The 22643-nt window shown below is 72.0% G+C and carries 18 protein-coding genes; 8 read left to right on the top strand and 10 right to left on the bottom strand.

What is annotated here, in order from left to right:
* The first annotated feature begins 2 nt into the window (after positions 1-2).
* Both Dfulv_RS31445 and Dfulv_RS31450 read left to right on the top strand, forming a co-directional pair.
* Positions 3-1214 (top strand): sensor histidine kinase, encoded by a 1212-nt coding sequence (locus Dfulv_RS31445; RefSeq protein ID WP_259857422.1) that lies wholly within the window; start codon positions 3-5, stop codon positions 1212-1214.
* Positions 1211-1831, top strand: a complete 621-nt coding sequence (locus Dfulv_RS31450; protein WP_259857423.1) for a response regulator — start codon at positions 1211-1213, stop codon at positions 1829-1831. Before Dfulv_RS31445 ends, Dfulv_RS31450 begins: the two co-directional genes overlap by 4 nt.
* A gap of 27 nt (positions 1832-1858) precedes the next feature.
* Here the strand turns inward: Dfulv_RS31450 and Dfulv_RS31455 are convergent, their stop codons facing one another.
* Complete coding sequence (locus Dfulv_RS31455) at positions 1859-2737, bottom strand: LysR family transcriptional regulator (RefSeq protein WP_259857424.1); 879 nt, start codon at positions 2735-2737, stop codon at positions 1859-1861.
* A 97-nt stretch (positions 2738-2834) separates the two neighbouring features.
* Here Dfulv_RS31455 and Dfulv_RS31460 point away from each other — a divergent pair, with 97 nt between their 5' ends.
* Entirely contained in the window at positions 2835-4142 is a 1308-nt protein-coding gene (locus Dfulv_RS31460) for an MFS transporter (protein WP_259857425.1), read from the top strand.
* Positions 4143-4188: 46 nt separating this feature from the next.
* On the opposite strand, the gene Dfulv_RS31465 is transcribed toward Dfulv_RS31460, so the two are convergent.
* Positions 4189-6303 (bottom strand): substrate-binding and GGDEF domain-containing protein, encoded by a 2115-nt coding sequence (locus Dfulv_RS31465; RefSeq protein ID WP_259857426.1) that lies wholly within the window; start codon positions 6301-6303, stop codon positions 4189-4191.
* A 371-nt stretch (positions 6304-6674) separates the two neighbouring features.
* Between Dfulv_RS31465 and Dfulv_RS31470 the strand changes: the two genes are divergently transcribed.
* Positions 6675-9095 carry an alpha/beta hydrolase family protein gene (locus Dfulv_RS31470; protein ID WP_259857427.1) on the top strand — a complete coding sequence of 807 codons (2421 nt, stop codon included), beginning with the start codon at positions 6675-6677 and terminating at the stop codon, positions 9093-9095.
* 86 nt (positions 9096-9181) lie between these two features.
* On the opposite strand, the gene Dfulv_RS31475 is transcribed toward Dfulv_RS31470, so the two are convergent.
* Positions 9182-10213, bottom strand: coding sequence for an MBL fold metallo-hydrolase (locus Dfulv_RS31475; RefSeq protein WP_259857428.1), 1032 nt, complete (start codon positions 10211-10213; stop codon positions 9182-9184).
* A 52-nt stretch (positions 10214-10265) separates the two neighbouring features.
* Between Dfulv_RS31475 and Dfulv_RS31480 the strand changes: the two genes are divergently transcribed.
* Positions 10266-12380, top strand: a complete 2115-nt coding sequence (locus tag Dfulv_RS31480) for an APC family permease (RefSeq protein WP_259857429.1) — start codon at positions 10266-10268, stop codon at positions 12378-12380.
* A gap of 264 nt (positions 12381-12644) precedes the next feature.
* The gene (locus tag Dfulv_RS31485; RefSeq protein WP_259868470.1) at positions 12645-13541 is read left to right on the top strand and encodes a universal stress protein; all 897 of its coding nucleotides are present in this window, start codon (positions 12645-12647) and stop codon (positions 13539-13541) included.
* Positions 13542-13567: 26 nt separating this feature from the next.
* Here the strand turns inward: Dfulv_RS31485 and Dfulv_RS31490 are convergent, their stop codons facing one another.
* The 3 genes from Dfulv_RS31490 to Dfulv_RS31500 form a co-directional block, all read right to left on the bottom strand.
* Entirely contained in the window at positions 13568-13912 is a 345-nt protein-coding gene (locus Dfulv_RS31490; protein ID WP_259857430.1) for a TraR/DksA C4-type zinc finger protein, read from the bottom strand.
* A gap of 84 nt (positions 13913-13996) precedes the next feature.
* Positions 13997-14314, bottom strand: coding sequence for a TraR/DksA family transcriptional regulator (locus Dfulv_RS48625; protein ID WP_319805704.1), 318 nt, complete (start codon positions 14312-14314; stop codon positions 13997-13999).
* Between the two features lie 66 nt (positions 14315-14380).
* Positions 14381-15199, bottom strand: a complete 819-nt coding sequence (locus tag Dfulv_RS31500; RefSeq protein ID WP_259857431.1) for a rod shape-determining protein — start codon at positions 15197-15199, stop codon at positions 14381-14383.
* Between the two features lie 607 nt (positions 15200-15806).
* Here Dfulv_RS31500 and Dfulv_RS31505 point away from each other — a divergent pair.
* Positions 15807-17033, top strand: coding sequence for a PucR family transcriptional regulator (locus tag Dfulv_RS31505; protein WP_259857432.1), 1227 nt, complete (start codon positions 15807-15809; stop codon positions 17031-17033).
* Between the two features lie 12 nt (positions 17034-17045).
* Here the strand turns inward: Dfulv_RS31505 and Dfulv_RS31510 are convergent, their stop codons facing one another.
* Positions 17046-18332 carry an NAD(P)/FAD-dependent oxidoreductase gene (locus tag Dfulv_RS31510; protein ID WP_259857433.1) on the bottom strand — a complete coding sequence of 429 codons (1287 nt, stop codon included), beginning with the start codon at positions 18330-18332 and terminating at the stop codon, positions 17046-17048.
* Between the two features lie 402 nt (positions 18333-18734).
* Here Dfulv_RS31510 and Dfulv_RS31515 point away from each other — a divergent pair, with 402 nt between their 5' ends.
* The gene (locus tag Dfulv_RS31515; protein ID WP_259857434.1) at positions 18735-19055 is read left to right on the top strand and encodes an STAS domain-containing protein; all 321 of its coding nucleotides are present in this window, start codon (positions 18735-18737) and stop codon (positions 19053-19055) included.
* A gap of 104 nt (positions 19056-19159) precedes the next feature.
* On the opposite strand, the gene Dfulv_RS31520 is transcribed toward Dfulv_RS31515, so the two are convergent.
* From Dfulv_RS31520 to Dfulv_RS31530, 3 genes are all read right to left on the bottom strand, one after another.
* Entirely contained in the window at positions 19160-19729 is a 570-nt protein-coding gene (locus tag Dfulv_RS31520; RefSeq protein ID WP_259857435.1) for an MscL family protein, read from the bottom strand.
* A 320-nt stretch (positions 19730-20049) separates the two neighbouring features.
* Positions 20050-21078: an ABC transporter ATP-binding protein gene (locus Dfulv_RS31525; RefSeq protein WP_259857436.1), complete on the bottom strand. Its 1029-nt coding sequence runs from the start codon at positions 21076-21078 to the stop codon at positions 20050-20052.
* A complete protein-coding gene (locus tag Dfulv_RS31530; protein WP_259857437.1) occupies positions 21075-22640 on the bottom strand; it encodes an ABC transporter permease in 1566 nt (521 codons plus the stop codon). Before Dfulv_RS31530 ends, Dfulv_RS31525 begins: the two co-directional genes overlap by 4 nt.
* Between the last annotated feature and the right edge of the window lie 3 nt (positions 22641-22643).

Raw genomic sequence — 22643 nt, forward strand, 5'->3', positions numbered from 1 at the left:
GCATGGGAGTGAGCGTGGACGCACGGCCCAGCCTGCAGGGTGCGGGCGAGGAGCCCGGCCGGTTGTGGGACGGCTACTTCGCGGCGGTCGCCGCCCTGACGCTGGCCGCGGTGGGCGTGTCCGACGTGTCCGCGTCCCGGCGTTGGCTGTCCGCTGCCATGCTGGTCGCGATCGCCGCGCTGTACGTGGCGTACGGGCGCCCGCTGGCGCGGCGGCGCACCACCGCTCGGCGTGGCGGCGGCTTCCTCGCGGCGGTGCTGGTGCTGTTCCTCGTGGCGCTCACCGGCGCGGCGCCGAGCTCGTTCCTGCTGTTCGCGATCTGCCCGCTCGCCTTCCAACTGCTGCCGACGTGGCCGGCCGCCGCCGTCACCACATTCGCCAACGCCCTGCCGGTGGCGGTCGCGCTCCAGCGGGAGGGCTTCACCGGGCACGTCCGCACCCACTTCCTGCCGATGGCGGTCGGTGGCGCGGTCCTGTCGCTGGGGCTCGGCCTGTGGATCCGGGGGGTCGTGCGCCGCAGCCGTGAACGGGCGGACCTGATCGCGCAGCTGGAGCAGTCCCGGGCCGAGGTGGCCAGGCTCTCGCACGAGGCCGGCGCCGCCGCCGAGCGGGCCCGGCTCGCCGGAGAGATCCACGACACGCTCGCGCAGGGCTTCACCAGCATCATCGCGCTGCTGCAGGCCGCCGGCTCCGACCTGGAGAGCGACCCGGCCGGCGACCACGGGCGGGCCCGGCACCGGCTGGACGTCGCCGTGCGCACCGCACGGGAGAACCTCGCCGAATCGCGGGCGCTCGTGGCCGCACTCGCGCCGGCCGCCCTGGGCACGGGCCCGCTCGACGAAGCGGTCCGGGACCTCGTCGCCCGGCTGGACGAGCAGACGCCGATCCGCGCGTCCTACCGGCTGTCCGGCACGGTGCGGCCGCTGCCGACCGCGGTTGAGGTCGTCCTGTTGCGAGCGGCGCAGGAGGCGCTGGCGAACGTCCGGCGGCACTCGTTCGCGTCGGAGGCGTCCGTGACGCTTGCGTACGGTGCGGATGCCGTGCGGCTGGTCGTGGCCGACGACGGGCGCGGTTTCGACCCCGCGTCCGTCGCGGGCGGGTTCGGGCTGCGGGGCATCCGCGCCCGGGCCGACGAGGTGGCCGGGACCCTGACCGTGCACAGTGACCGTGGCAACGGCCGGGGTACGACACTCACACTGGAGGTACCGCAGTGATCAGCGTGCTGCTCGCCGACGACCATCCGGTGGTCCGCGAGGGCCTGCGCGGCATGCTCGAGGCCGAGCCCGACCTCACCGTGGTGGGCGAGGCGTCCTCCGGTGCCGAGGCGGTGCGGCTCGCCGCCGAGCTGGCGCCGGACGTCGTCCTGATGGACCTGCGCATGCCGGGCATGGACGGCGTGGCCGCCACGGCGGAGATCGTGGCCGGGCCGACGCCGTCGCGGGTGATGGTGCTGACCACCTACGAGTCCGACGCCGACATCCTGCGAGCGGTCGCCGCCGGCGCCACCGGGTATCTGTTGAAGGACGCGTCGCGGGCAGAACTGGCCGGCGCGGTGCGCGCCACGGCCCGCGGCGAGACCGTGCTGGCCCCCTCGGTGGCCACGAAACTCGTCCAGCAGGTGCGGTCGCCGGCCCAACCTCAGCTGTCGGCACGCGAGGTCGACGTGCTCCGGCTGGTCGCGCGCGGGCTGACCAACGCGGAGATCGGCAAGGCGCTGTTCATCTCGGAGGCCACCGTCAAGACCCACATGTATCGCGTCTTCACCAAGCTCGACGTCACCGACCGGACGGCGGCCGTGACGACCGCCATGGCCCGCGGCCTGCTGCGGTAGACGCGGTGTGCCGCCCTGTGGAATTCGTCACGCAGTGGATGCGCTCAGTGATCGTGATCCGCTCGCCAGAATGGTCGCGATCAGCGCCTTGACGGCGGGGCGCTCCTCGGCTCGCGGATTGGCCAGGAGCACGAGGTCGATATGTCCGAGCTCGGGGAGGCGATGCGCAGTGCCCAGGGTGGTGAGCTGGGTGGGCACCAGGCTGGCGGGCAGGGCGGAGATGCCGATGCCGGCCGCGACCCCCGCGATCAGTCCGTTGACCCCGCGGCAGACACACGCGCTGCGGTAGGGGATCTGTGCCCGATTGAGCGCTTTGCGCATCTCGTTGCGTGACATGCTGGGAGCGGCGTAGACCACCAGCGGCACGGGCTTCGTCAGGTCGATCTTCGTGGCGGGCGTGCCGACCCAGACGAGCCTTTCACGTTTGACGAGCTGGCCACGCTCGTCACCGGGCGGCCGCTTGCCGACGAGCACGTCAAGCCTGTCGTTGACCAGCCACTCGTGCAACACCCTGCTCTGCTCGACGGTGAGGTAGAAGTCGACCATCGGATTGTCCCGGCGGAACTCCCGGAGAATCTGCGGCAGCCGGGTGAGTGCGAGATCGTCGGACATCCCGATCCGAAGCCGGCCGCGCGGCTGCGAGCCACTGAAATATGCCGCGGCCTGTTCGTGCGCGGCAAGAATCGTGCGCGCGAAGCCGATCATGGCCTCACCGTCCGGCGTGAGGGACAACGCGTGCGTCGTGCGGTGCACAAGCATGCGACCGACCTGCTGCTCCAGCCGGCGAATGTGCTGGCTGACCGTCGGTTGACGGATCCGCAGCCGAGCCGCGGCCTGGGTGAAACTGCCGGTCTGTTCCACCGCCAGCAGGGTGGCGAGCAGTTGGGGGTCATACGCGGCGGTCATAGCGAAACACTATAACTGTGAGTCGGGTTATCGGTCTTCAATATGTCGCGCCTTTCCAGGAAGGATGGATCAGCAAGTACAGGCGAGAGGATTTGTCGTGACAACGGCTTCAGCCGTCCGAAGTTCGACCTCGACCACCGCCGAAAGCCCGTTCGCCGCACTGAGATATCGCGGCTACCGCACGTACCTGATCGGACAGAGCCTCGCCAGCACCGGCACCTGGATGGGCAGCATCGCGCTGGACTGGTTGGCGCTGCAACTCACGAACAGTCCAACGGCCGTCGGCATCACCATGGCCCTGCAGTTCCTGCCCATCCTCTTCCTGGGCGTCCACGGCGGTCAGCTCGCGGACCGCTACCCGAAACGCCGGCTCCTGCTGATCACCCAGACGCTCAACGCCTGCCTGACCGGCATCCTCGCCGTCCTCACCATCGTCGGCCTGATCCGCATCGAATACGTGTTCCTGTTCGCGCTGCTGACCGGACTCGTCTTCGTCGTCGACGCCCCGACCCGCCAGGTGTTCGCCACCGAGGTCGTGCCGATGAGCCTTCTGCGCCAGGCCGTCTCACTCAACGCGACGGTCTTCCAGATAGCCCGGCTCGTCGGCCCGGCGGTCGCCGGCGTGCTCATCGGCACCGCCGGCACCGGATGGGCCTTCGCATGCAACGCCCTGTGCTACCTCGGGCCGACGATCGCGTTGCTCCGGTTGCGGCCGGGCGATCTGACACCCGCGCCGCCGGCGCGTCCCGAGCCCCGGGCATTCCGCACCGCCGGCAGATACGTGCGGCAGCGACCGCGGCTGTTCTGGACGATCCTGCTGGTCGGCATCATCGGCACGTTCGGCTTGAACTTCCCGATCGTACTGACGGCAATCGCGGTCCAATCGTTTCACGGGGCTGCCGGCATGTACGGACTGTTCAACATCGTGATGGCAGTCGGCTCCGCGTTGGGCGCGCTCGTCGCCGGATCAGGCACGTCCACCCGGCTGCGACCCATCGTCCTGTTCGGAGGGCTGTTCGGGGCGGTCCAGGCACTGGCCGCCGTCGCACCGAACCTGCCGACCTTTCTCCCGCTGCTGGCCGTGCTGGGGTTCGTGAGCCTGGCGTTCCAGTCGCTGGCGAACTCGTCGGTCCAGCTCTGGGTCGACCCGGAGATGCGCGGCCGCGTGATGGGCCTCTACATGCTGGTGTTCACCGGTGGAACCCCGCTCGGCGCCCCGATCGTCGGGGCGCTCACCAGTCACTTCGGCGCGCGATTCGGGATGGCCGTCTGCGGCCTCGTCCCGGCCGCCGCGGCGGGAGCGATCGTGCTGATCCAGGTCTGGTCCCGTCGCCGGCAGCACCAGGGCATTCACGAAGGCCCCATCGGGCTGGCGGGGTTGGCACTACCCCGGGCTGACCGGTGAGCGGGTTGGTCTGCGCAGGCCGGTCACACCGCCGGGCCGTTGCGGGTCACCGGCTGCCGGCCTTGACGCGGTACATCGCAGCGTCCGCGGCGGACAGGATCTCGTCGGCCGTGTCGAGGTCGTCGCGGGTCGTCGCGCCGATGCTGACCCCGACCCGCACCATCCTCCCGGCCAGGTGGAACGGGGCGGCGATGGTGGCACGGAGACGTTCGGCGATCTCGTCGAGCTGCGGCTGGGCCGTCACGTCGTCGAGGAACACGACGAACTCGTCGCCGCCGAGCCGGGCGGCGACGTCGCCCGAGCGCAGCGAGCGCCGGATCCGCTCCGCCACGTGGACCAGCAGCGCGTCGCCGACCGCGTGACCGAGAGTGTCGTTGACCTGCTTGAAGCCGTCGAGATCGAGGAACAGCACCCCGAACCGCCGGCCGGGCGTGCGGGCCGCGCCCTCCAGCGTCTCGACGAACGCGGCCCGGTTCGGCAGCCCGGTCAGCGTGTCGGACAGGGCGGCCTGGCGCAGCCGCTCCTCCTGCTCGCGCAGGTCCAGGGCCACGGTGAACAGCGCCGCGCACTGATTCACCAGCTCCCGGCCGTCCTCGACCCGGCTGTCGACCACGTCGACGACCGCGAGCAGCCCGCGGTCGCTCGTATTGACCTTCGCCGGCACGACGAACACCGTCTCGGCGGGCTCTGCGGAGGCGATGAGCCCGGCCGGCGGGAACTGCGACACCGACAGCACCGCCGGGCCGATCGGTGGGCCCGGGTGCCGCTGCCAGCCGGGCGGGACGCGCAGCTGCCGGTCGGCGGTCCACAGCCCGACCGCGCCGCCGCCGGCCGGGGTCGCCGCCAGCCAGCTCAGATCGCTGGGGTCGGACCTCCGCTCGTACAGCAGCGCCATGCTCAGCTCGTAGTGGGCGCTGATCGTCGAACGCAGCCGCCACCGCTCGCCGAACTGGGCCCGGTGGTGGAGGCGGGCGGTGGCGAGAATGAGGTCCTGCACGCAGATGTCGACCCGGCGGCCCGCGCCGTCGTCGGACAGCTCGAGGCCCTGGGTGTACTCCTGGACCGCCCGGGACAGCACCCGCAGGCTCTCCGGCTGCGGCCGCAGCTCGTAGAGCCGCATCAGCGCCTCAGCGGCCGGGTCGAGGTCGGGGCGGCGGCCGGCCGCGGCGGTCCCCACGACGGCCCGCACCGCCGTGACGGCGCGACGCAGGACCTCCAGGTCGTCGGCGGTGCGGAAGGAGTCGGGCGGCAACAGCACCGCGACCCGCTCGGCGAGGCGGTCCCGCTCGCCGGACGGCTGCGCCGGCACGTCGGCGCACCCGCAGGACCCGCGCGGCACGAACGACGTCGGGACGCGGTGGCGGCCCGGCGGCACCTCCTGCCCGGACACGGCCCGCAGCAGCAGACCGACCGCCTCGGCCGCCATCTCGCCGAGCATCTGGCGAACGCTGGCCAGGCCCGGCTCCTGGAACGCGGCGACCTCGATGTCGTCGAACCCGGTGAGCACGTAGTCGTCGGGACAGCGCAGCCGGGCGGCGGCCAGCGCGCGCATGACGCCGATCGCGTTGCGGTCGGTGGCCGCGACGATCGCCGGCGCGGGCGGCCCGTCACGCAGTGCCTCGGCGGTGGCCCAGGCGATACCGCTCTCCAGGTTGTCGGCGGCGGGCAGGAACAGCGCCGGGTCGGGAGCGATCCCGTGGGCCAGCAGCGTCTCACGGTATGCCTGATAACGCTCGGCGACGTCGGACACGACGATGTTGCCGGTGAACGCGATCCGCCGGTGCCCGTGCGCGATGAGGTGAGCGACGGCCTCACGAATCCCGGCGGCGTTGTCGGCGAGAACCGCCGGGAGGTCGGCGCGTCCGTCGTCGTGCCCGAGCAGCACCACGGGCTTCCCGGCCGCGCGGACGCGTTCGACGTACGAGCCGGTCACGGCGTCGGCGAGGACCACGAACCCGGCGATGTGGTCCCAGGCGACGGGCGCGTCGAACGTGGGGGTTCCGCCATTGACGGTGATCGAGGCAGCCGCGTCGAGCGTCTGCACCACGATCGTCCGGCTGCCGGCCCGCGCCGCGGCGGCACTGATCCCGGCCAGCAGCGCACCGTAGTAGACGCCGCCCGCGAACGGGGACAGCACCCCCACCACCGGTCCGTCCAGCATCACCACCTCCGCCCATCAATCGGTAGCAGATGCCGCGACCTTCGTGGAATGCCCGGGCGGGTATGCGCGCCGTCCGGTCGCACGGCAGCGGTGACCGGTCGGTCACCCGGTCGCCCCCGCGCGGTGCCGGCCGGGCCCGGGCGGCGCCGAGCGTCCAGACGTCCGGGACGACGGTGACACCGTCCCGCAGCATCTCTGCCAGCAGGCTTTTCGGAAGGTAGCACATCGACATGTGCTGAATACTTGACCGTCGAAACACTGCTGTGCCGCCTGGAAACCGGGCCGTCTCCGGATCGGCGGTCTTCTGGAACAGAGCGTTCGTACTTTCCGTTCGCGCTGAAGCTTTCAGTGCGAAATAAGGAGAGTTGCATATGGTCCGTTTCGCACCCATCCGGGCGCGGGTCCGGCTTTCGATCGCAATGCTCGCCGGCTGCATCGCCGCAGCCGGCCTTTTCGTGCCCTCCGCTGCCGCAGACCCCGGTGAGGAGCAGCCGATCGGCTCAACCGGCTTCGCGGTCGAAGCCTTGCCCGACGGCGGCACACGGGTGACGCTGCGGCTCGACGAGCCGCTGCCCGTCCGGGACGCCGTGCCGGAACTCGCCGTCGACGGACGGGTCATCGGAGCGGCGAAGGAGTCGGCCGACGGGCTGAGTCTCACCGTGGAGACCACCGACGCCGCCGTCACCGGCGCGAAGCGCGTCGACGTCGCCTGGAACGGCGTGGTGCCCGGCGCCAAGGCGTCGCCGTCGAAGTCCGCCGCCGCGCCCACCACACCCAAGGGCCTGGCGCGCAAGCAGCTGTACACCGACCCGGCGCAGCCCGGCCCGTACCGGGTCGAGCGGCTCGACTACGACCTCGGCGACACGGCCACGACCCTGTCCGGCCTCAGCGACCTGCCCGCCGAGATCCGGGCCGCGGTCTACGCCCCGGCCGGCGCGAAGGGTGCCCGGCCGGTCGTGATCTTCCTGCACGGCCGCCACTCGGCCTGCTACAACCCGGCCACCCGGGCGACGAACAACACCAACTGGCCCTGCGCGGCCGGGTTCATCCCGATCGACAGCTACCTCGGCTACACCGAGACCGCGGACGCCTTGGCCACCCACGGGTACGTGGTCGTGTCGATCAGCGCCAACGGCATCAACGCGAAGGACGCGAGCTTCACCGACGACAACGGGGCCGTGGCCCGCGGTCAGCTGGTCATGGACCACCTGGACCTGCTGGCGAAGTGGAACGGCACCAAGGGGCACGCGTTCGGCGGCCGGCTGGACCTGTCGAACGTCGGCCTGATGGGGCACTCGCGCGGCGGTGAGGGTGTGGTCGAGGCCGCGCTGCTCAACGCCGAGCGGCGGCACCCGTTCGGCATCCGCGCCGTCCTTCCGCTCGCCCCGGTCGACTTCGGCCGGCCGACGCTGCCCGAGGTGCCGATGGCGGTGCTGCTGCCGTACTGCGACGGCGACGTCTCCAACCAGCAGGGGCAGCACTTCTACGACGACACCCGGCACTCGGTGCGGGACAACGTGCTGCGGTCGTCCCTCATGATCATGGGCGCTGACCACAACTTCTTCAACACCGAGTGGACCCCCGGTGTCTCCGTCGCGCCGTCCAGCGACGACTGGTCGCCGGCCAACGACGAGGTCTGCGGCAGCGCCAGCCCGACCCGGCTGACCAGCGCCGAGCAGCGCGCCGTCGGTACCGCGTACATGGCCGGCTTCTTCCGCCTCGTGCAGGGCGGCGAGACGGCGTTCCTCCCGCTGTTCGACGGTACGAACGGCACGGTGCCGTCGGCCGGCCGGGCCGTGGTGTACGCGCAGGCCCAGCAGCCCGGTTCCCGCCGGCTGGACCTCGCCCCGCTGGAGCGACCGGCCGGCAACGTCACCGTCTCCGGCTTCGACCTGGGCGCCTACTGCTACAGCGTGGCCGCGCGGGTGCTTCCCGGGGACACGCCGTGCTCGGCGACCACCGCGACGTCCAAGATCCCGCACTGGACGCCGGCGACGTTCGCCCCGTCGGTGCCGGTCAGCCCGGTCCTGCGACTGCAGTGGAGCGCGGCGTCGGTGTCGCCGGAGGTGCGGGTGGCGCTGGGCCCGGGCGAGTGGAACGTCAGGAAGTACGACGCCCTCACCTTCCGCACGGCGCGGGACGAGACGGCGACCGGCGACGTCGAGCTCGAGGTCACGTTCGTCGACAAGGCGGGCGGCACCGCGACCGTACGGGTCGGCGACGTCAGCCCGGCGCTCACCCCGTTCCCGGCGTCGACGAACACGACGAACGGGATCAGCCGGCTGGGCAAGACGTGGCTGCGGACCGTCCGGGTGCCCATCGCGTCGCTGTCCGGGGTGGACGTGACCAGTGTCCGCTCGGTGATCGTGCGGCCGGCCACGCCGGCGGGCGGGGCCTACCTGTCCGACATCACGCTCGACACCCCGGGGGTCGGCGGCGGTGGCGCCACCTCGGCGGTGCAGGTCAGCATCGTCGACATGACGGTCTCCGAAGGCAACGGGCCGGGCACCGCGACGATGCGGCTGTCCCTGAGCGGCAAGCTCAAGGAGGCGGCGACGGTGCAGGTGCAGACGGCGGCGAGCGGGTCCTCCTCGGCCGGGCAGGTGCCGCTCCGGTCGTTTCCCGTCACCATTCCCAAGGGCGCGACCGAGGCGACGATCCAGGTGCCGCTCGAGGGCAACACGGTCGTCAACACGGCGTCGCTGCGGTACAAGATCACGATCTCGGCACCCACCGGTGCCGTGATCGGTGACGGCTTCGCCTGGCTGACGGTGCTCGACGACGACGCCTGACGCCGGACCCGCCGCGGTGGGGTCGGCGCAACCCGTCCACCCCACCGCGGCGTCCGCTCAACCCCGTGTTCTGGAAGGCCTGACCGTCACGCTCGCAGCGTCCACGCGTCGACCGGCCCCGGGCCGCGCACGACCTCCCCCAGCCGTTCCAGCCGTGCGAGGTGGGCGAGGGTCTCGCCCACCGCCGAGCGCCGGATGAAGCCCTGGATCTCCGGCCAGGTCCGCGACCAGGTCAACCGCTCGGCGACGTGCCAGGTGCTGGCGCCCGGCCACGCGGCGAGCGCCCCGCGGATCTCGGCCAGCCGGGCCTCGTGGTGGCGGAGCAGGTCGTCCGTGCGCTCGCGGAGGCCGGCGAAGCGCCACTCGTGGGCCGGCAGCACCTCGTCGGCCTCCAGCCCGCCCGCCTTCTCCAGCGACGCCATGAAGTCGCCGAGCGGGTCGTCCGGCTGATCGGAGAGCAGCGAGATGTTGGGGCTGATCCGCGGCAGGATGTGGTCGCCGGAGAACAGCAGGCCGCGGTTCTCGTCGTGGAAGCACAGATGACCGGGTGTGTGGCCGGGTGTCCAGACGGCCCGGAGCTCCGGCAGCGGCCGGTCGCCGTCTTCGATCAGCCGGTCCGGGTCGGCGAGCATCAGCCACGGGCGCAGCTCGTCGGCGGTGCCGCCGAGTGCGGTGGCGTCGGCGTCGGTCCCGCCGCGTGCCAGCACCCAGCGGTACAGGCGCCGGACGACGGCCTCGGGGTCGTGGCCCTGCTTGAGGACCTCGGCCTCGAGCGCGTGCATGCCGATCCACGCACCCGACGCCTCGCGGACCCGGCCGCTGAGCCCGTGGTGATCGGAGTGGACGTGCGTGACCAGCGTCGCCCGCACGTCGGTGACGGAGGCGCCGATGGTGGCCAGGCCGGCGACGAGCGCGTCCCACGCCTCCTGCGTGGGCCAGCCGGTGTCGATGATGGCGATGCCGTCGGGCCGCTCGAAGGCGTAGACCAGCACATACCGCAAGGGGCTGTCCGGCATCGGCACCGGCACCGACCACAGTCCGGGCCGGACCTGCTCGACCGGCGGCACCACCTTGGCCAGCCACGCCTCGCGTTGCGCAATGCCCGTCGCGTCCACCACGTCTTCGATCAGACCGCTCCAGGCGACGCGCGACAACAGCAACCGGCCCCTCGTGACATATCTCTCCAGGCCGGACCGCCGGCTCGATGAGATCGCCCTCGGGCAATGTGATGCCGGCCCGGTCCAGGACGACGCGGGTGGCCGGGACCGGCCCGATGCCCATCCGGCCCGGTTCGACGGCCGCGAGGCCGCTGGAGACGAGCCGCAGCAGCGGACACCGGCCGAGTTCCTCGGCGCGGCGGGTGGTCGCGGGTTTGCCGCGTGTCGCGGCGGGAAGGAGGCGGCCGGACGGTACCCACCGGGCCAGGCAGGCGGACGGGCGATGAGCACAGCGGCGGCAGTGTGGCGTTTCCTCATCGGGCCCCCACTGCGCATACGGCAGTTGGCCAAGCAGCAGCTCACGCCGATCGAGGGACTCCCCGCCCTCTCACTCGACGCCCTGACGTCGGTCGCGTACGGACCCGAAGCGATCATCGTCGTGCTCGCGGCGGCGGGGCTCGCGGCGCTGCATCTCGTGCTGCCGATCTCGATCGCGATCGTCGCCCTGCTGGCCGTCCTGGTGTTCTCGTACCGCCAGGTCATCGAGGCCTATCCGGGCGGCGGCGGCACGTACGCGGTGTGCCGGGCGAACTTCCCGCCGAGCGTCGGCCTGCTCGCCGCCGCCGCGCTCGTCGTGGACTACACGCTGACCGTCGCGGTCTCGATCGCCGCCGGGGTCGGGGCGCTGACGTCGGCCTTCCCCGCGCTGAGCCCGGCCACGGTGCCGATCTGCCTGGGCATCCTCGCTCTGGTGACGGGGCTCAACCTGCGCGGTCTCGGCGACACGGCCCGGGCGTTCCTGCTGCCCACGATGGTGTTCATCGCCGGCTTGCTGACGGTGATCGCGATCGGCCTGGTCCACCCGCTGGCGCCGCACGCCTCGCGCCAGGGCCAGTCGCTGGCACCCACGCAGGGGTTGGAGGCCGTGGGCGTACTGCTGGTGCTGAAGGCGTTCTCGGCGGGGTGCAGCGCGCTGACCGGGGTCGAGGCGATCGCCAACGGCGTGCCGCTGTTCAAGCAGCCGCGGGTGACCCGGGCCAAGCGGACCGAACTGCTGCTCGGCGGCATCCTCGGCGTGATGCTGCTGGGCCTGGCCGTGCTCGCGAACCGCTGGCACATCGGTCCCCGCTCCGGTGAGACCGTCCTGAGCCAGGTCATCGCCATCTCCGTCGGCAGGAACTGGGCGTACTACGTGATGTCCGTGACCATCACCGTGGTCCTCATGCTGGCCGCCAACACCTCGTTCGGCGGACTGCCGGTGCTGACCAGCCGGCTCGCCGGCGACAACTACCTTCCCCACCTGTTCTCGCTGCGCGACGAACGGCAGGTGTTCGCGGTCGGCATCTGGACGCTGGCGGGCCTGGCCGGGGTGCTGCTGGTCGCGGTGCGCGGGCAGACCCTCAGCCTGATCCCGCTGTACGCCATCGGGGTGTTCACCGCCTTCACGCTCTCCCAGTCCGGGCTGGTCAAACACTGGCGGAAGACCCGACCGGCGCGCTGGCGGTACCGGGCGGCCATCAACGGCATCGGCGCGGCCACGACCGCGGTGGCCACCGTGATCTTCCTGGTCACCAAGTTCACCGTCGGCGCGTGGGTGGTCGTGCTGGCCGTGCCGGCCCTCATCACGCTGTTCGTGCGGACCCACGCCTACTACGCACGCTGCGGGCGCGCCCTCGGCCTGGACATGATTCCGGCCGCGCCGCACGCCAAACCCACCACGGTGGTGGTGCCGGTGACCGGAGTGGACCGGCTGACCCAGCACGCGGTCGCGGAGGCCCTCTCGATCAGCCCGCGGGTGGTGGCCGTGCACGTCGTGGTCGAAGACACCGGCCAGGACACCGAGCGCGACCGCGAGCTCGACCGGCGGTGGGCCCGCTGGAACCCCGGGGTACCGCTCCGGATCCTGCACACCGAATACGCCTCGGTGACCCGGCCCATCGTGACGTTCATCGACGAACTGCACGAGCAGCGCGACGAGCAGATCGTCGTGCTGATTCCGGTGGCACTGCCGCATCGGCTGCGGTACCGCTTCCTGCACAACCATCTCGAGATGGCACTCACCACCGCGTTGAAGACCCGCCCGGACGTCATCGTCGCCAGCGTGCCCATGCCGCTGCACATCCCATGAATTCACCCCGGCGCCGGCGGGGTCGTTCGCGCGTTCGCCCGACGCACAAAATGATCTTGACTAGGCTGGATGGCATCCGGTCAGGCTCGTCGTCCGCAGTGGGTACGGCGAGAGCAGCTCCTGATTCGTGCCGCCGGCATCGCGAGCGTCGGAACGCGTGCCGGACCTCAGCCCTTGGAGGAGGGCCACGCACCACGGCTGCGGCACCCACGAGTTCGTCCGGGTCGACAGCGGTGACACGACCCCACCGGAGGAGTGATCGTGATGCGCCCGAGGACCATCCGCGTGCTGGTCGGGTATGACGGTTCCCCCGCGGCGAGCACAGCTCTCGACGCCGGGTCATTGCTGCTGCCGGGCGCGCACGCCGTCGTGGCCCACCTGTGGGCACCCCCGTTCACCAGCCCCGAGCTACGCAGGCGGCTGTGGACCGGATCCCGCGACGTCGATGCGTTCACCGAAGCGGTCGAACGCGAAGGCGATCGGGAGGCGCATCGTCTCGCCGACGTGGGCATCACACTGGCCCGAGCCGCGGGCTGGGAGGCCGAGCAGATCACCCGGCGCTCGTACGGTGGCGAGGGACTGCAGCTCGCACAGATCGCGGAGGAGACCGACGTCGACGTCGTGCTCGTCGGCTCCCGGGGACTGCGCGGGGGTCGCGCGCTGCTCGGCAGCGTGTCGGACATGCTGGTCCACTACAGCTCCCGGCCCGTCCTGGTGGTGCCGCACCCGCTGCTGACCGACGAGTACGTCGCACTCGCCAACGGGCCGGCAATGGTGGCATGGGACGGCTCAGCGGGCGCCGCACTGGCCTGGCGACGCGCCCGCGACCTGTTCCCCGGCCGGGAACTGGTTGCCGCTGTCGTCGGCCGCGACGGGACGGCCAGCACCGTGCCGGCACCGCAGGCAGACGCCGACATCGACCCGGCAGCGGAGGCGTTGCCGCGCAACACCCGCACCAGCCGGGCACGGCGCGTCGCGGACGCCCTCACCGCCCACGCCCGGACACTCGGCGCGGCAGCCGTGGTTGTCGGCTCCCGAGGACGCTCCGCGGCGCAGGAAATCCTCCTCGGCACCGTCGCCAAGGCGACCCTGCACCGCGCACACCGCCCGGTCCTGGTCGTTCCGCCCGACAACCACCCGGACGGTGAACGCCCGTCATAGGCGCGATCCCCGCCGACAGCGCCGGGTCATCGGCCGGAACGACCGGTGTCCTGCGGTTCCGCCGGGCCGCATCGGGGGCAATGCCGGGTGGCCGGTCGCCGGGCAAGGTCGTCGATCGCGATGTCCTGGCCACAGCCGTCACAAACGCCGTAGTTGTCGTGCCGCAGACGTTCCAGCGCACGCGCGATGTCGCCGAGCGCCCGACGGGTGGTGGCGGTGAGCGTCGCGGCCGCGGTGGCATGCGCATCTTCGGATCCGAGAAGCGCTTCCTGCTGCCGCAGCACGGTGAGTTGGGTGCGATGCCGGTCGTAGTGGTCTTCGAGCATCATGCGCAGCACAGCGAGTTCGTCGTGCCTGCTGACGGTGTACACAGGTGGCGTCCTTATCGTGGACCGTGATGACGGTCGATCATCTATCTGCGAGTGCGGTGTCCACGAACGTTGGTGGACGCCGCGCTAGCGGCTGCGCGACTGGCAGGGAACGCAGAGCCGAGCGTGGGGAAAAATCTCCAGCCGGGCTACGGGAATGGCGCCGGCGCACCGCTCACAACGGCCGTACGCGCCTTCGGCGAGCCGGGTGAGCGCGGCGTTGGTGTCGGCGATGGCACGGCGAGCGACGGCGACGCGCTCGGCGATGGTGTGCGGGTCCTCACCGGCGCCCTGCGGGTCCGCGCCGGCGGTGGTGAGGGTGGTGAGCTCTGCGGTGTGCCGCTCCAGCTGGGTCAGCAACAACTGCTGCAGCTTGCCGGTGTCCGCGTCCGTGTTGATGCTCATCGGTTCTCCGTTGGGTTTGCGGCGAGACGGCGACAGGTCTGGCCGTCTCGCGATTCGACGTACGGATCAGGCGTGCATTGCGGCACGGCGCAGGGCGGCCAGGGCGGCCAGACCGGCCCCGCGGACGGCAACGAGGTGCGGTGCTGCGGGCCGGCGAACCGGCAGGTCCACGGCGGCGGTCAGCCGGGCGGCCAGCCGCGGCCGGGCGGCGCCGCCCCCGACGAGCAGCAGTCCACCGCGTGTCGCCGCTGCGACGGCCGGCCGGTGCTGCGGCACGCGGCGCAATCGGCCGAGAAGGTCGACGACCACTGCGACGACCGTGTCGTCGGCGTCCGGTCCTGTCACGTCGCCGATCCTGAGCTCGTGGCGGAGCACACCGGCGACGACGCCTCTGGCGAGCACGGCGGCTTCCACCAACTGGGCACCGATGTCGATGACCAGCTGCGGGCCGGCTGCGGCGCCCGCGCCGATGGCGGCGGCCCGGACGGTGTCGATGAGCAACAGCCGCTTCGGCGTCAGGGCGGCCATGAGTGTCTGACGTAGCGCTTGCTCGTCGCGCGTGTCGGCCTGGGCGGGCCGGCAGGCCACGACGATCGCGCCGGCCGGCAGGGCCGGGTTGTGCCTGCCGCAGAGGCCGGCCAGCATCGCGGAGGCGGCAGCCGGGTCGGTGATCCGGCCGTGTCGCACCACTTCGCGCTCGACGGGACTGCCGCCGGTGCGGGTGTGCACCAAGGGCCGCCCGGATACCCAGATCCGCGTGTAGGCGCTGCCGATGTCGACGCCGATCGCTGTCGGCTGCACAGCAGCGGTGCCGGCCGGGTCGAGCCGTTGTGCGGGCGCGGCAGGCCGCGACGCAAGAGCGGGGCTGATCACGTCGTTGATCACGGTGTCTCCTCTCGACTGGACGAACGTCATCCGCAGGGGGTGCACGCCCGCGCTGACGGACGCACGAAACGGGATGCGGCGGCTGCACAGGATGCGGCCCGGTCAACGCACGTATGTCCGAGTCGGACGGCAGGCGGCCGGTCCCGGACCGCGCCTGTCCTGCGGGCACCGGACGGGCGGGCCGGAGACCGGTCCGCCAGCTTTCGGATGGCGTCGGAGCCGTTCCAGGGGCATGGCCCGGACGGGAGGCGGCGGTGACACGACGTCAACGGTGTCTTGCCCGCCCGGCGTCACACCGGTCGTCATCGTCACTGCCCTCCCTTCGTCCAGTCGATCCGTGAATCTCCAGCGTCCGCCGACGCCCGGTGGGGCGCATCGGCGGCGACCGGCAACCTGGTCGTATGGTGATTGCCGACGGACGGCAACAGCGACCGGCACGGACAGCACCGGCAGTGGCCGGTGCCCTGTGCCTGGGTGGTCGTACCGTGGCAGGACATGCCCTCGCATGCCGGTGCCCGGCAACCCGCAGCCAGGCAGTCGGGCGCCCGGAGGTCCCGCGCTGGAGCGTCCGCACAACGGAGTGATCAGTGGAACGGAGCTGTCCAGCGTGAGAAGCGGTGAGATGCGGCGCCGCAGGGCCTCGGCAGCGGACCCCGGAGGGTGGCTGCACGCGGTTGGGCAGGCGGCCAGCCAGGACGCGGGCGCACCGGCGGAACTGCTCGGAAACTATCTGCCGCTGCTGGCCGAGGCGGCGTCCACCGGCCGGCGGCCCCGCCGCACCGACCTCGACGCGGTCGGTGAGCTGGGCCGCAGCGCGGCGAGGCAAGGCGTCTCGGCCGGCCGGGCGGTACAGCTGTACCTGTCCGCGGCGCGACGGCTGTGGCAGGACCTGCCCGCCGTGGTGCGCTCCGACGACAGTGAGGCGGTCCGGGCCGCCGCCGCGGCGGTGCTGCAGGTCGTCGACGAGGCGGTGGCCACCCTCGCCGAAGGTTATGCCCAGGCCCGGCGGGACCTCGTGCGCCAGGAGGAGGCGCTGCGCCGCGAACTGGTCGACGACCTGCTGCGCGGTGACTCCGATCCCGGTGCACTGGTGCAGCGGGCCGAGCCGTTCGGTGTCGACCTGGCCCGCGGGCACCAGGTCGCCCTGGCCGCTCCCGGCCGGCGGCTGCCTGACACGCAGGCAGCGATCAACGCGCTGGAGGCGGTCATCTTCGACCGGCTCGGCGACCGGGACGTCCTGGTCGCCACGAAGGACGGCCTGCTGGTGGTGGTCGCTCCCGCCGACCTCGCCTCGGCCGGCCCCGCCGCGAACGGCGGCCGCCACGACCTCGGGCACCTCGTGCACGCCGAGCTGAGCCGGCCCCGGTACGGCCGCCGCTGGCAGGTGACGGTCGGCCGTGCCCATCCTGGCCTGTACGGCATCGCCCGCTCCTACGAGGAGGCCCGCGAAGCACTCGCCATGGTGAAACGGCTGCGCCTGGACGTCCCGGTGACCGCGGCCCACGACCTGCTGGTCTACCGGGTGCTGCTGCGCGACCAGCCGGCCATCGTCGACCTGGTCGGCGCCGTGCTCGGGCCGCTGACCGCCGCTCGGGGCGGCGCTGGACCGCTCCTGGACACCCTGCGGGCGTACTTCGCCACCGGCGAGGTCGCCACCGAGACCGCCAAGCAGCTCGGGGTCTCGGTGCGGACCGTCACCTACCGGCTGGCGCGGATCAAGACCCTGACCGGGTACGACCCGGCCGACGCCGACCACCGGTTCACCCTGCACGCGGCCGTCCGCGGCGCGACGGCCCTGAACTGGCCCGCCAATCCGCTGCCGGCGATGACGTGACCCGGTGCATCGCTAGCGCAGCGGGTCGAACGGCGCCAGGTCGCGCGGCGCCTCGCCCTTGAGCACGGCCTGGGCCATCAGCTGCCCGGTGATCGGGCCGAGTGTGATGCCCCACATGCCATGGCCACCGGCGACGAACACCCGGGGACAGGCGGTCACCCCGACCAGCGGCAGTCCGTCGGGTGTGCACGGCCGGGAGCCGACCCATTCCTCGAGCCGGTCGTCAAGGTTCACGCCGGCCAGGAACGGGCGGACCGCGTCGACGATGGCGGTGACGCGCCTCGGGTCGAGGGGGTCGTCCGGCCGGCGGAACTCCATCATTCCCGCAACGCGCAATCGGCCACCCAGCGGTGTGCAGGCCACCCGTTGCTTGGCGAAGTACAGCGGGCCAGCGGGCAGTTGCTCGGCCGGCACGCTGAAGCTGTAGCCACGACCGGCCTGCACCGGCCGCCGCACCCCGAACCGTGCGGCCAGTTGGCCGAGCAGCGCACCGGTGGCGACGACCACCGCGTCGTGCTGCCGCTTGTCCCCGGCGCCGTGACCCAGCAGGACGCCATCCGGCCGGGGCCGCAGCTCGGTCACGTCGGCGCCTTCCACGATGTCCCCACCGCGTGCCCGTACCGCATCTGCCAGAGCGCGCACGAACTGCGGCGGGTCCAGGTAGCGCTGCCCGTAGATCCTGATCGCGGCACCCACCCGATCGGTCAGTGCCGGCTCCAGTGCCCGGGTCCGCCACCCCTCGACAGCGTGGAAGCGGACGTCCTGACCGGCCTCGCGGATCTGATGCAGTTCGGCGAGCAGGCCCCAGGCGTCGCGTTTGCGGGCGAAGCAGGCCAGGAACGTGTCCGGCCGGGACGTCGGTGCGGTCACGCCACCGGCGGCCAGCACGTCGAACGCCTCCAAGGCCCGCTCGTTCAGCGGGACGTAGGCGGCCATGCCGCGCCGCCATCGCCGCGCGGTGCTGTGCGCCACGAACGAGGAGATGAAGCGCAGCAGGCCGGGATCGGCACGCAAGGGGAGGTACACCGGTGACCGTGGGCTCAGCACCGCGCGCAGCCCGTACCGCAGCACCGCGGGCTCGGGCAGCGGCGCGGTCAGGCCCGGCGTCAGCCACCCGGCGTTGCCCCACGAGGCACCCGCCCCGACGTGCTGCCGCTCGTACACCGTCACGTGCACGCCGGCCTCTTGCAGAAACCACGCGGTCGAGAGGCCGACCATGCCGGCGCCGACGACCGCGACGCTGCGCGGCGAGCCGGCGACAAACGCCGGCACGCGCTGCTGCTGGGATTCGAATGACATGCTGTTCCTTCCCGCCCGGTCCCGCTGTGGCAACCGCCGCACAGGGGCGGCAGTTGCGCTGTGCGGCCACCGCGGCCCCGTGTCAACCCATGCTCGTCCGACGCCGGGCCGCCATGACAGGGTGACCGCCTGCAAGCTGGTCGTGCGGTCATTGCCGGTCACCGGCAATGACGGCAGGCCGTGGGCAGGAGCCGGATGCCCGTCGGAACGCCGCTGTCCATCCAGCCTCGGCCACCGGCCGCGGCACGTCATGGCCATCCACCGGCGAACAGCAATGCCGCAGCTTGCCGGACATCGGTAACGGCTGACCCGTGGCGCTGCGACGCGTCCCACACATTCAGATCGTCATCAGTTGATCGACAGATAGTGACGATCATAGGGATTCTGTGGGACGCTGGCGGCATGGCGCTCTCGTTCGAGGTGTATCGGCACGCAGCCGGGCAGGTCCTGCTCCAGCTGCGAGGTGAGCTCGACCAGGACACGGCTGCGACGTTTCACCAGGCGCTGGCCACGGCGCTGGAGACGATGCCGAGCGAACTCCTGCTGGATCTGAGCATGGTCACGGCGGTCGGCGTCGGCGGGATCAGCTTCCTGATGGCCGCACGCCGCGCCGCCGATCAGTTGCGCTGCCGGTTCGGGTTGTCCGCGGTCAGCCCGGCCGTCGACCGGCAGCTGCGCTCCCGGGGTCTCACCAGCCAGTCTCTCGAACCCGGCGTTCACTAGCGCGGTGCCCACCATTTTCGATCTTGCAGCTGTGGTGCCGGGACACTGCAAGATCGATGCGTGACAAGCCGGGCGGACGTCGGTGGGCGACGCGGTGGTGCGGGTCAGGCGGCGGCGAGGTCGGTGGTGCAGTGCGGACACCGGGTGGCATCCACGGGCAGGTCGTTCAGCTTGCAGCTCGGGCAGGTCTTGGTCGGTGGTGGGTCACCGAAGACGGTCTTGCCGCGCTTGCGCATGTAGGACCGGTAGGGCACCACGATCAGAAAGTAGATCACGGCCACGAAGACGACGAAGTAGATGAACGCGCCGATGAAGGCGCCGAGGTCGATCCGCTGGCCGTTCAGCGTCCAGCCGATGCCCTTCCCGGTCGTTCCCCCGCCCGCCATCGCGTTGACCAGGGGCGTGATGATGCTGTCGGTGAAGGCCTTGATCAAGGTACTGAACGCCAGGGCGACGACCAGGCCCACTGCGACAACGATCAGGTCGCCTTGCATCAGGAAGTTCTTGAAGCCCTTCAACATCCGCACTCCCCTCGTCATGGCGTCCGGGTAGCCACCGCCGACTTTCTCTACCAAGTCGGCGCAGACGTAAACCATCGCCCACCGCGTGCGCCGACACGATCCACGCCCTCGGCGCCCGGCTCGACGGCCGGTATCGCCCACTTCCTCGTGCACGCCGGCACAACCTCACCCGACGCCTGCTCCTTCCAGGGCCTGTTCACAGCGGCGGACGCCCGGGGCCGGGGCGGCGGGTTGCCGTCCACCGGCAGATGGGACAGCTCATGCGGTTTCATGTCGCCCGCTGTGGGCAGTCAGCGCGGTGCCGGCCGTCGTTGCCAGTGCGTTGGTATGCGGGATTGAAGCGCCTGGTCCGCGGGGGTGTGTGATCAGGCGGGGGCGGCCGGTGGCCGTGACCGGGGTGTCCGACACCCGGTCACGGCCGGCCCGTGTCCGCCGCAGCGGTCCTGACAGACGACATCGGCGGCCGCCGTGGCTCAGGTGCGGGCGGCGTAGGCGTTCACGGCGCCGACCACGTCGACCGTGACCCGTTCGCCGGTGGTGTACGCCACCGTGGCGTCGGCGCGGGCGTCCAGCAGGGTGCCGTCGGGCAACTCCACGGTGAGGACGGTGTCAGCGCCGAGGAATCCGCTGGCGCGGACGACGGCGTTGCCGCCGGCGGCAGGTGTCACGCGGAGCTGTTCGGGCCGGACGAACACGGTGGCGTCGCCGTCCGGGCACGGCTGCGCGACACGGAGCGTGCCGAGCGTGCACGACACCGCGCCGGCGTCGGCCTTCCCCGGCAACGTGGTGCCGGGGCCGAGCAGCCGTGCGGTGTCGAGGTCGACCGGGGCGGCGTAGATCTCGCGGGCGGGTGCGACCTGCGTGAACCTGCCGCGGGTCAGCACGGCGACCTCGTCGGACAGCGACAGCGCCTCCGCCTGGTCGTGGGTGACGAGCAGCGTGGTCACCCGCTCGGCGCGCAGGGCCTCGGCGACGGCGGTGCGCGTGGCCGACCGCAGGGCGGTGTCCAGCGACGAGAACGGCTCGTCGAGGAGCACGAGCGCCGGGCGGCGGGCCAGTGCCCGGGCGAGCGCGACCCGCTGCTGCTGCCCGCCGGACAGCTCGTGCGGATGGCGCCGGGCCAGGGACGCGTCGAGACGGACGAGATCGAGGAGCTCGGCGACGCGATGCCTGCGCTCCGCCCTGGTCCCGGCGGCCCGGGACAGGCCGAACGCGATGTTCGCCTGGACGGTCAGGTGCGGGAACAACGCACCCTCCTGGGCGACATAGCCGATGCTGCGCTTCTCCGGAGGTACCGCTGAAACCACCCGGCCGGCGAGGGCGATCGTGCCGCCGTCGGCCCGGTCGAACCCGGCGATCAGCCGCAGCAGCGTCGTCTTGCCGCAGCCGGAGGCGCCGAGGATCGCCGTGGTCGTGCCCTCGGCGACGTCCAGGCTCACCCCGTCGAGGACCCGCGCCCGGCCGTAGCTCTTGTGCAGGTCCCGCACCGACAGCGCGGTCATGGTCTGGCTCCCCGGGTGGACTGACGCAACAGGAGGTACGCCGCCGGCAACGACAGCGCGATCATGCAGACCGCGTAGGGTGCGGCCCGCGGGTAGTCGATCTCGGCGGTGGCGGCCCAGAACTCCGTGGCCAGCGTGTGGGTTCCGGTGGGCGCGAGCAACAGGGTCGCCGTCAGCTCGGTGGTCACGGCGAGGAACACGAGAGCGGCCGCGGACAGCATGCCCGGTGCGGCGAGCGGAACGGTCACCCGGCGGAAGGTTGCCAGGGCGGACCGGCCGAGCGCGCGCGACGCCTCGTCGAGCGTCGGTGGCGCCTGGCCGATCGCCGCCCGCAGGTTCACCATGGCGCGGGGCAGGAACAGCATCACGTAGGCGGCGACGGCCAGCGTGGTGGTCTGGTAGAGCGGGCGGGCGTACCGGATCGATGCGGTGACCAGCGACAGGCCGACGACGACACCGGGCACGGAGCTGGCCAGGTAGGTGCTGCGTTCCATGACGGTGCTCACGATGCTGCGGTACCGCACGGCGAGCCACGCCATGGGGAATCCGATCGCGACGGCGGCCACGGCGGCGAGCGCGCCGAGCTTCGCCGTGGTTCCCAGCACCGGCAGGAGCGCGGCCAGGTCCCATGCGCCGGCGGTGCTGTAGGTGAGCCAGTGGATCACACTGTACGCCGGGACGCCGATCGCCAGCCCGAGCAGGGCCAGCAGCAGAACGATGACGGGTCCGGTGAGCCACCCCAGGCGGGCCGGCACCGCCGGACGGGCGGCACCGGCGCCGAGGCGGGCGGTCCGGGCCCGTCCGCGGACCAGCACTTCGAGGGTGACGAACGCGAGACAGCACAGCACGAGGACCGCGGCCAGCATGTTGGCCGCCGCGGACGCGAACGTCGACTCGTACTGGGCGATGATCGCGGTGGTGAACGTGGGGTAGCGCAACTGCTCGATGGCGCCGAACTCGGCGAGCAGATGCAGGGCGACGAGCAGGGCACCGCCCGCCATGGCCGTCCGCAGCTGCGGCAGCACCACGCGGGCGAAGACCCGCACCGGGCCGGATCCCAGCGCCCGGGCCGACTCCTCCAGGGCAGGGTCCAGGCCGCGGAGCGTCGCCGCCACCGGCAGCAGCACGAACGGGTAGTACGACAGGGTGGTGACGATGGTGGACGCGGCCAGCCCGTCCAGGCCGGGCCGCACCGTGATCCATGCATAGCTGTTGATGAATGCCGGGATGGCCAGCGGAGCGGTCAGCAGCGCGAGCCACATCCCGCGCCACGGCAGCGACGTGCGTTCCACGATCCAGGCCAGGGCGGTGCCGAGCACCAGGCAGCATCCGGTGGCGGTGCCGCACAGCGCGAGGGTGTTGCCCAGCAGTTCGGCGATGAGCGGCCGGAACACGAGCGGCCGGATGCCGTCCCAGCCCACCTCGTAGGAGTAGAACGTGATGAACACCAGCGGTACGGCGGCGAACGCCGTGACCGGAACACACAGCGCCAGCAGGCGCAGCGGTGGGAGCGACCGGAGTCGCCGTACCGCCGCGCCTGCCGCCGGTTCGGTCTGCGGCATGTG

The organism is Dactylosporangium fulvum (assembly GCF_025137375.1).
Classification (GTDB): Bacteria; Actinomycetota; Actinomycetes; order Mycobacteriales; family Micromonosporaceae; genus Dactylosporangium; species Dactylosporangium fulvum.

Excerpts from the sequence above, each read along its gene's own strand:
- Dfulv_RS31445 (WP_259857422.1), top strand. The coding sequence starts at position 3 with ATGGGAGTGAGCGTGGACGCACGGCCCAGCCTGCAGGGTGCGGGCGAG.
- Dfulv_RS31455 (WP_259857424.1), bottom strand. The coding sequence starts at position 2,737 with ATGACCGCCGCGTATGACCCCCAACTGCTCGCCACCCTGCTGGCGGTG.
- Dfulv_RS31465 (WP_259857426.1), bottom strand. The coding sequence starts at position 6,303 with ATGCTGGACGGACCGGTGGTGGGGGTGCTGTCCCCGTTCGCGGGCGGC.
- Dfulv_RS31470 (WP_259857427.1), top strand. The coding sequence starts at position 6,675 with ATGGTCCGTTTCGCACCCATCCGGGCGCGGGTCCGGCTTTCGATCGCA.
- Dfulv_RS31485 (WP_259868470.1), top strand. The coding sequence starts at position 12,645 with ATGCGCCCGAGGACCATCCGCGTGCTGGTCGGGTATGACGGTTCCCCC.
- Dfulv_RS48625 (WP_319805704.1), bottom strand. The coding sequence starts at position 14,314 with ATGAGCATCAACACGGACGCGGACACCGGCAAGCTGCAGCAGTTGTTG.
- Dfulv_RS31510 (WP_259857433.1), bottom strand. The coding sequence starts at position 18,332 with ATGTCATTCGAATCCCAGCAGCAGCGCGTGCCGGCGTTTGTCGCCGGC.
- Dfulv_RS31515 (WP_259857434.1), top strand. The coding sequence starts at position 18,735 with ATGGCGCTCTCGTTCGAGGTGTATCGGCACGCAGCCGGGCAGGTCCTG.
- Dfulv_RS31525 (WP_259857436.1), bottom strand. The coding sequence starts at position 21,078 with ATGACCGCGCTGTCGGTGCGGGACCTGCACAAGAGCTACGGCCGGGCG.
- Dfulv_RS31530 (WP_259857437.1), bottom strand. The coding sequence starts at position 22,640 with ATGCCGCAGACCGAACCGGCGGCAGGCGCGGCGGTACGGCGACTCCGG.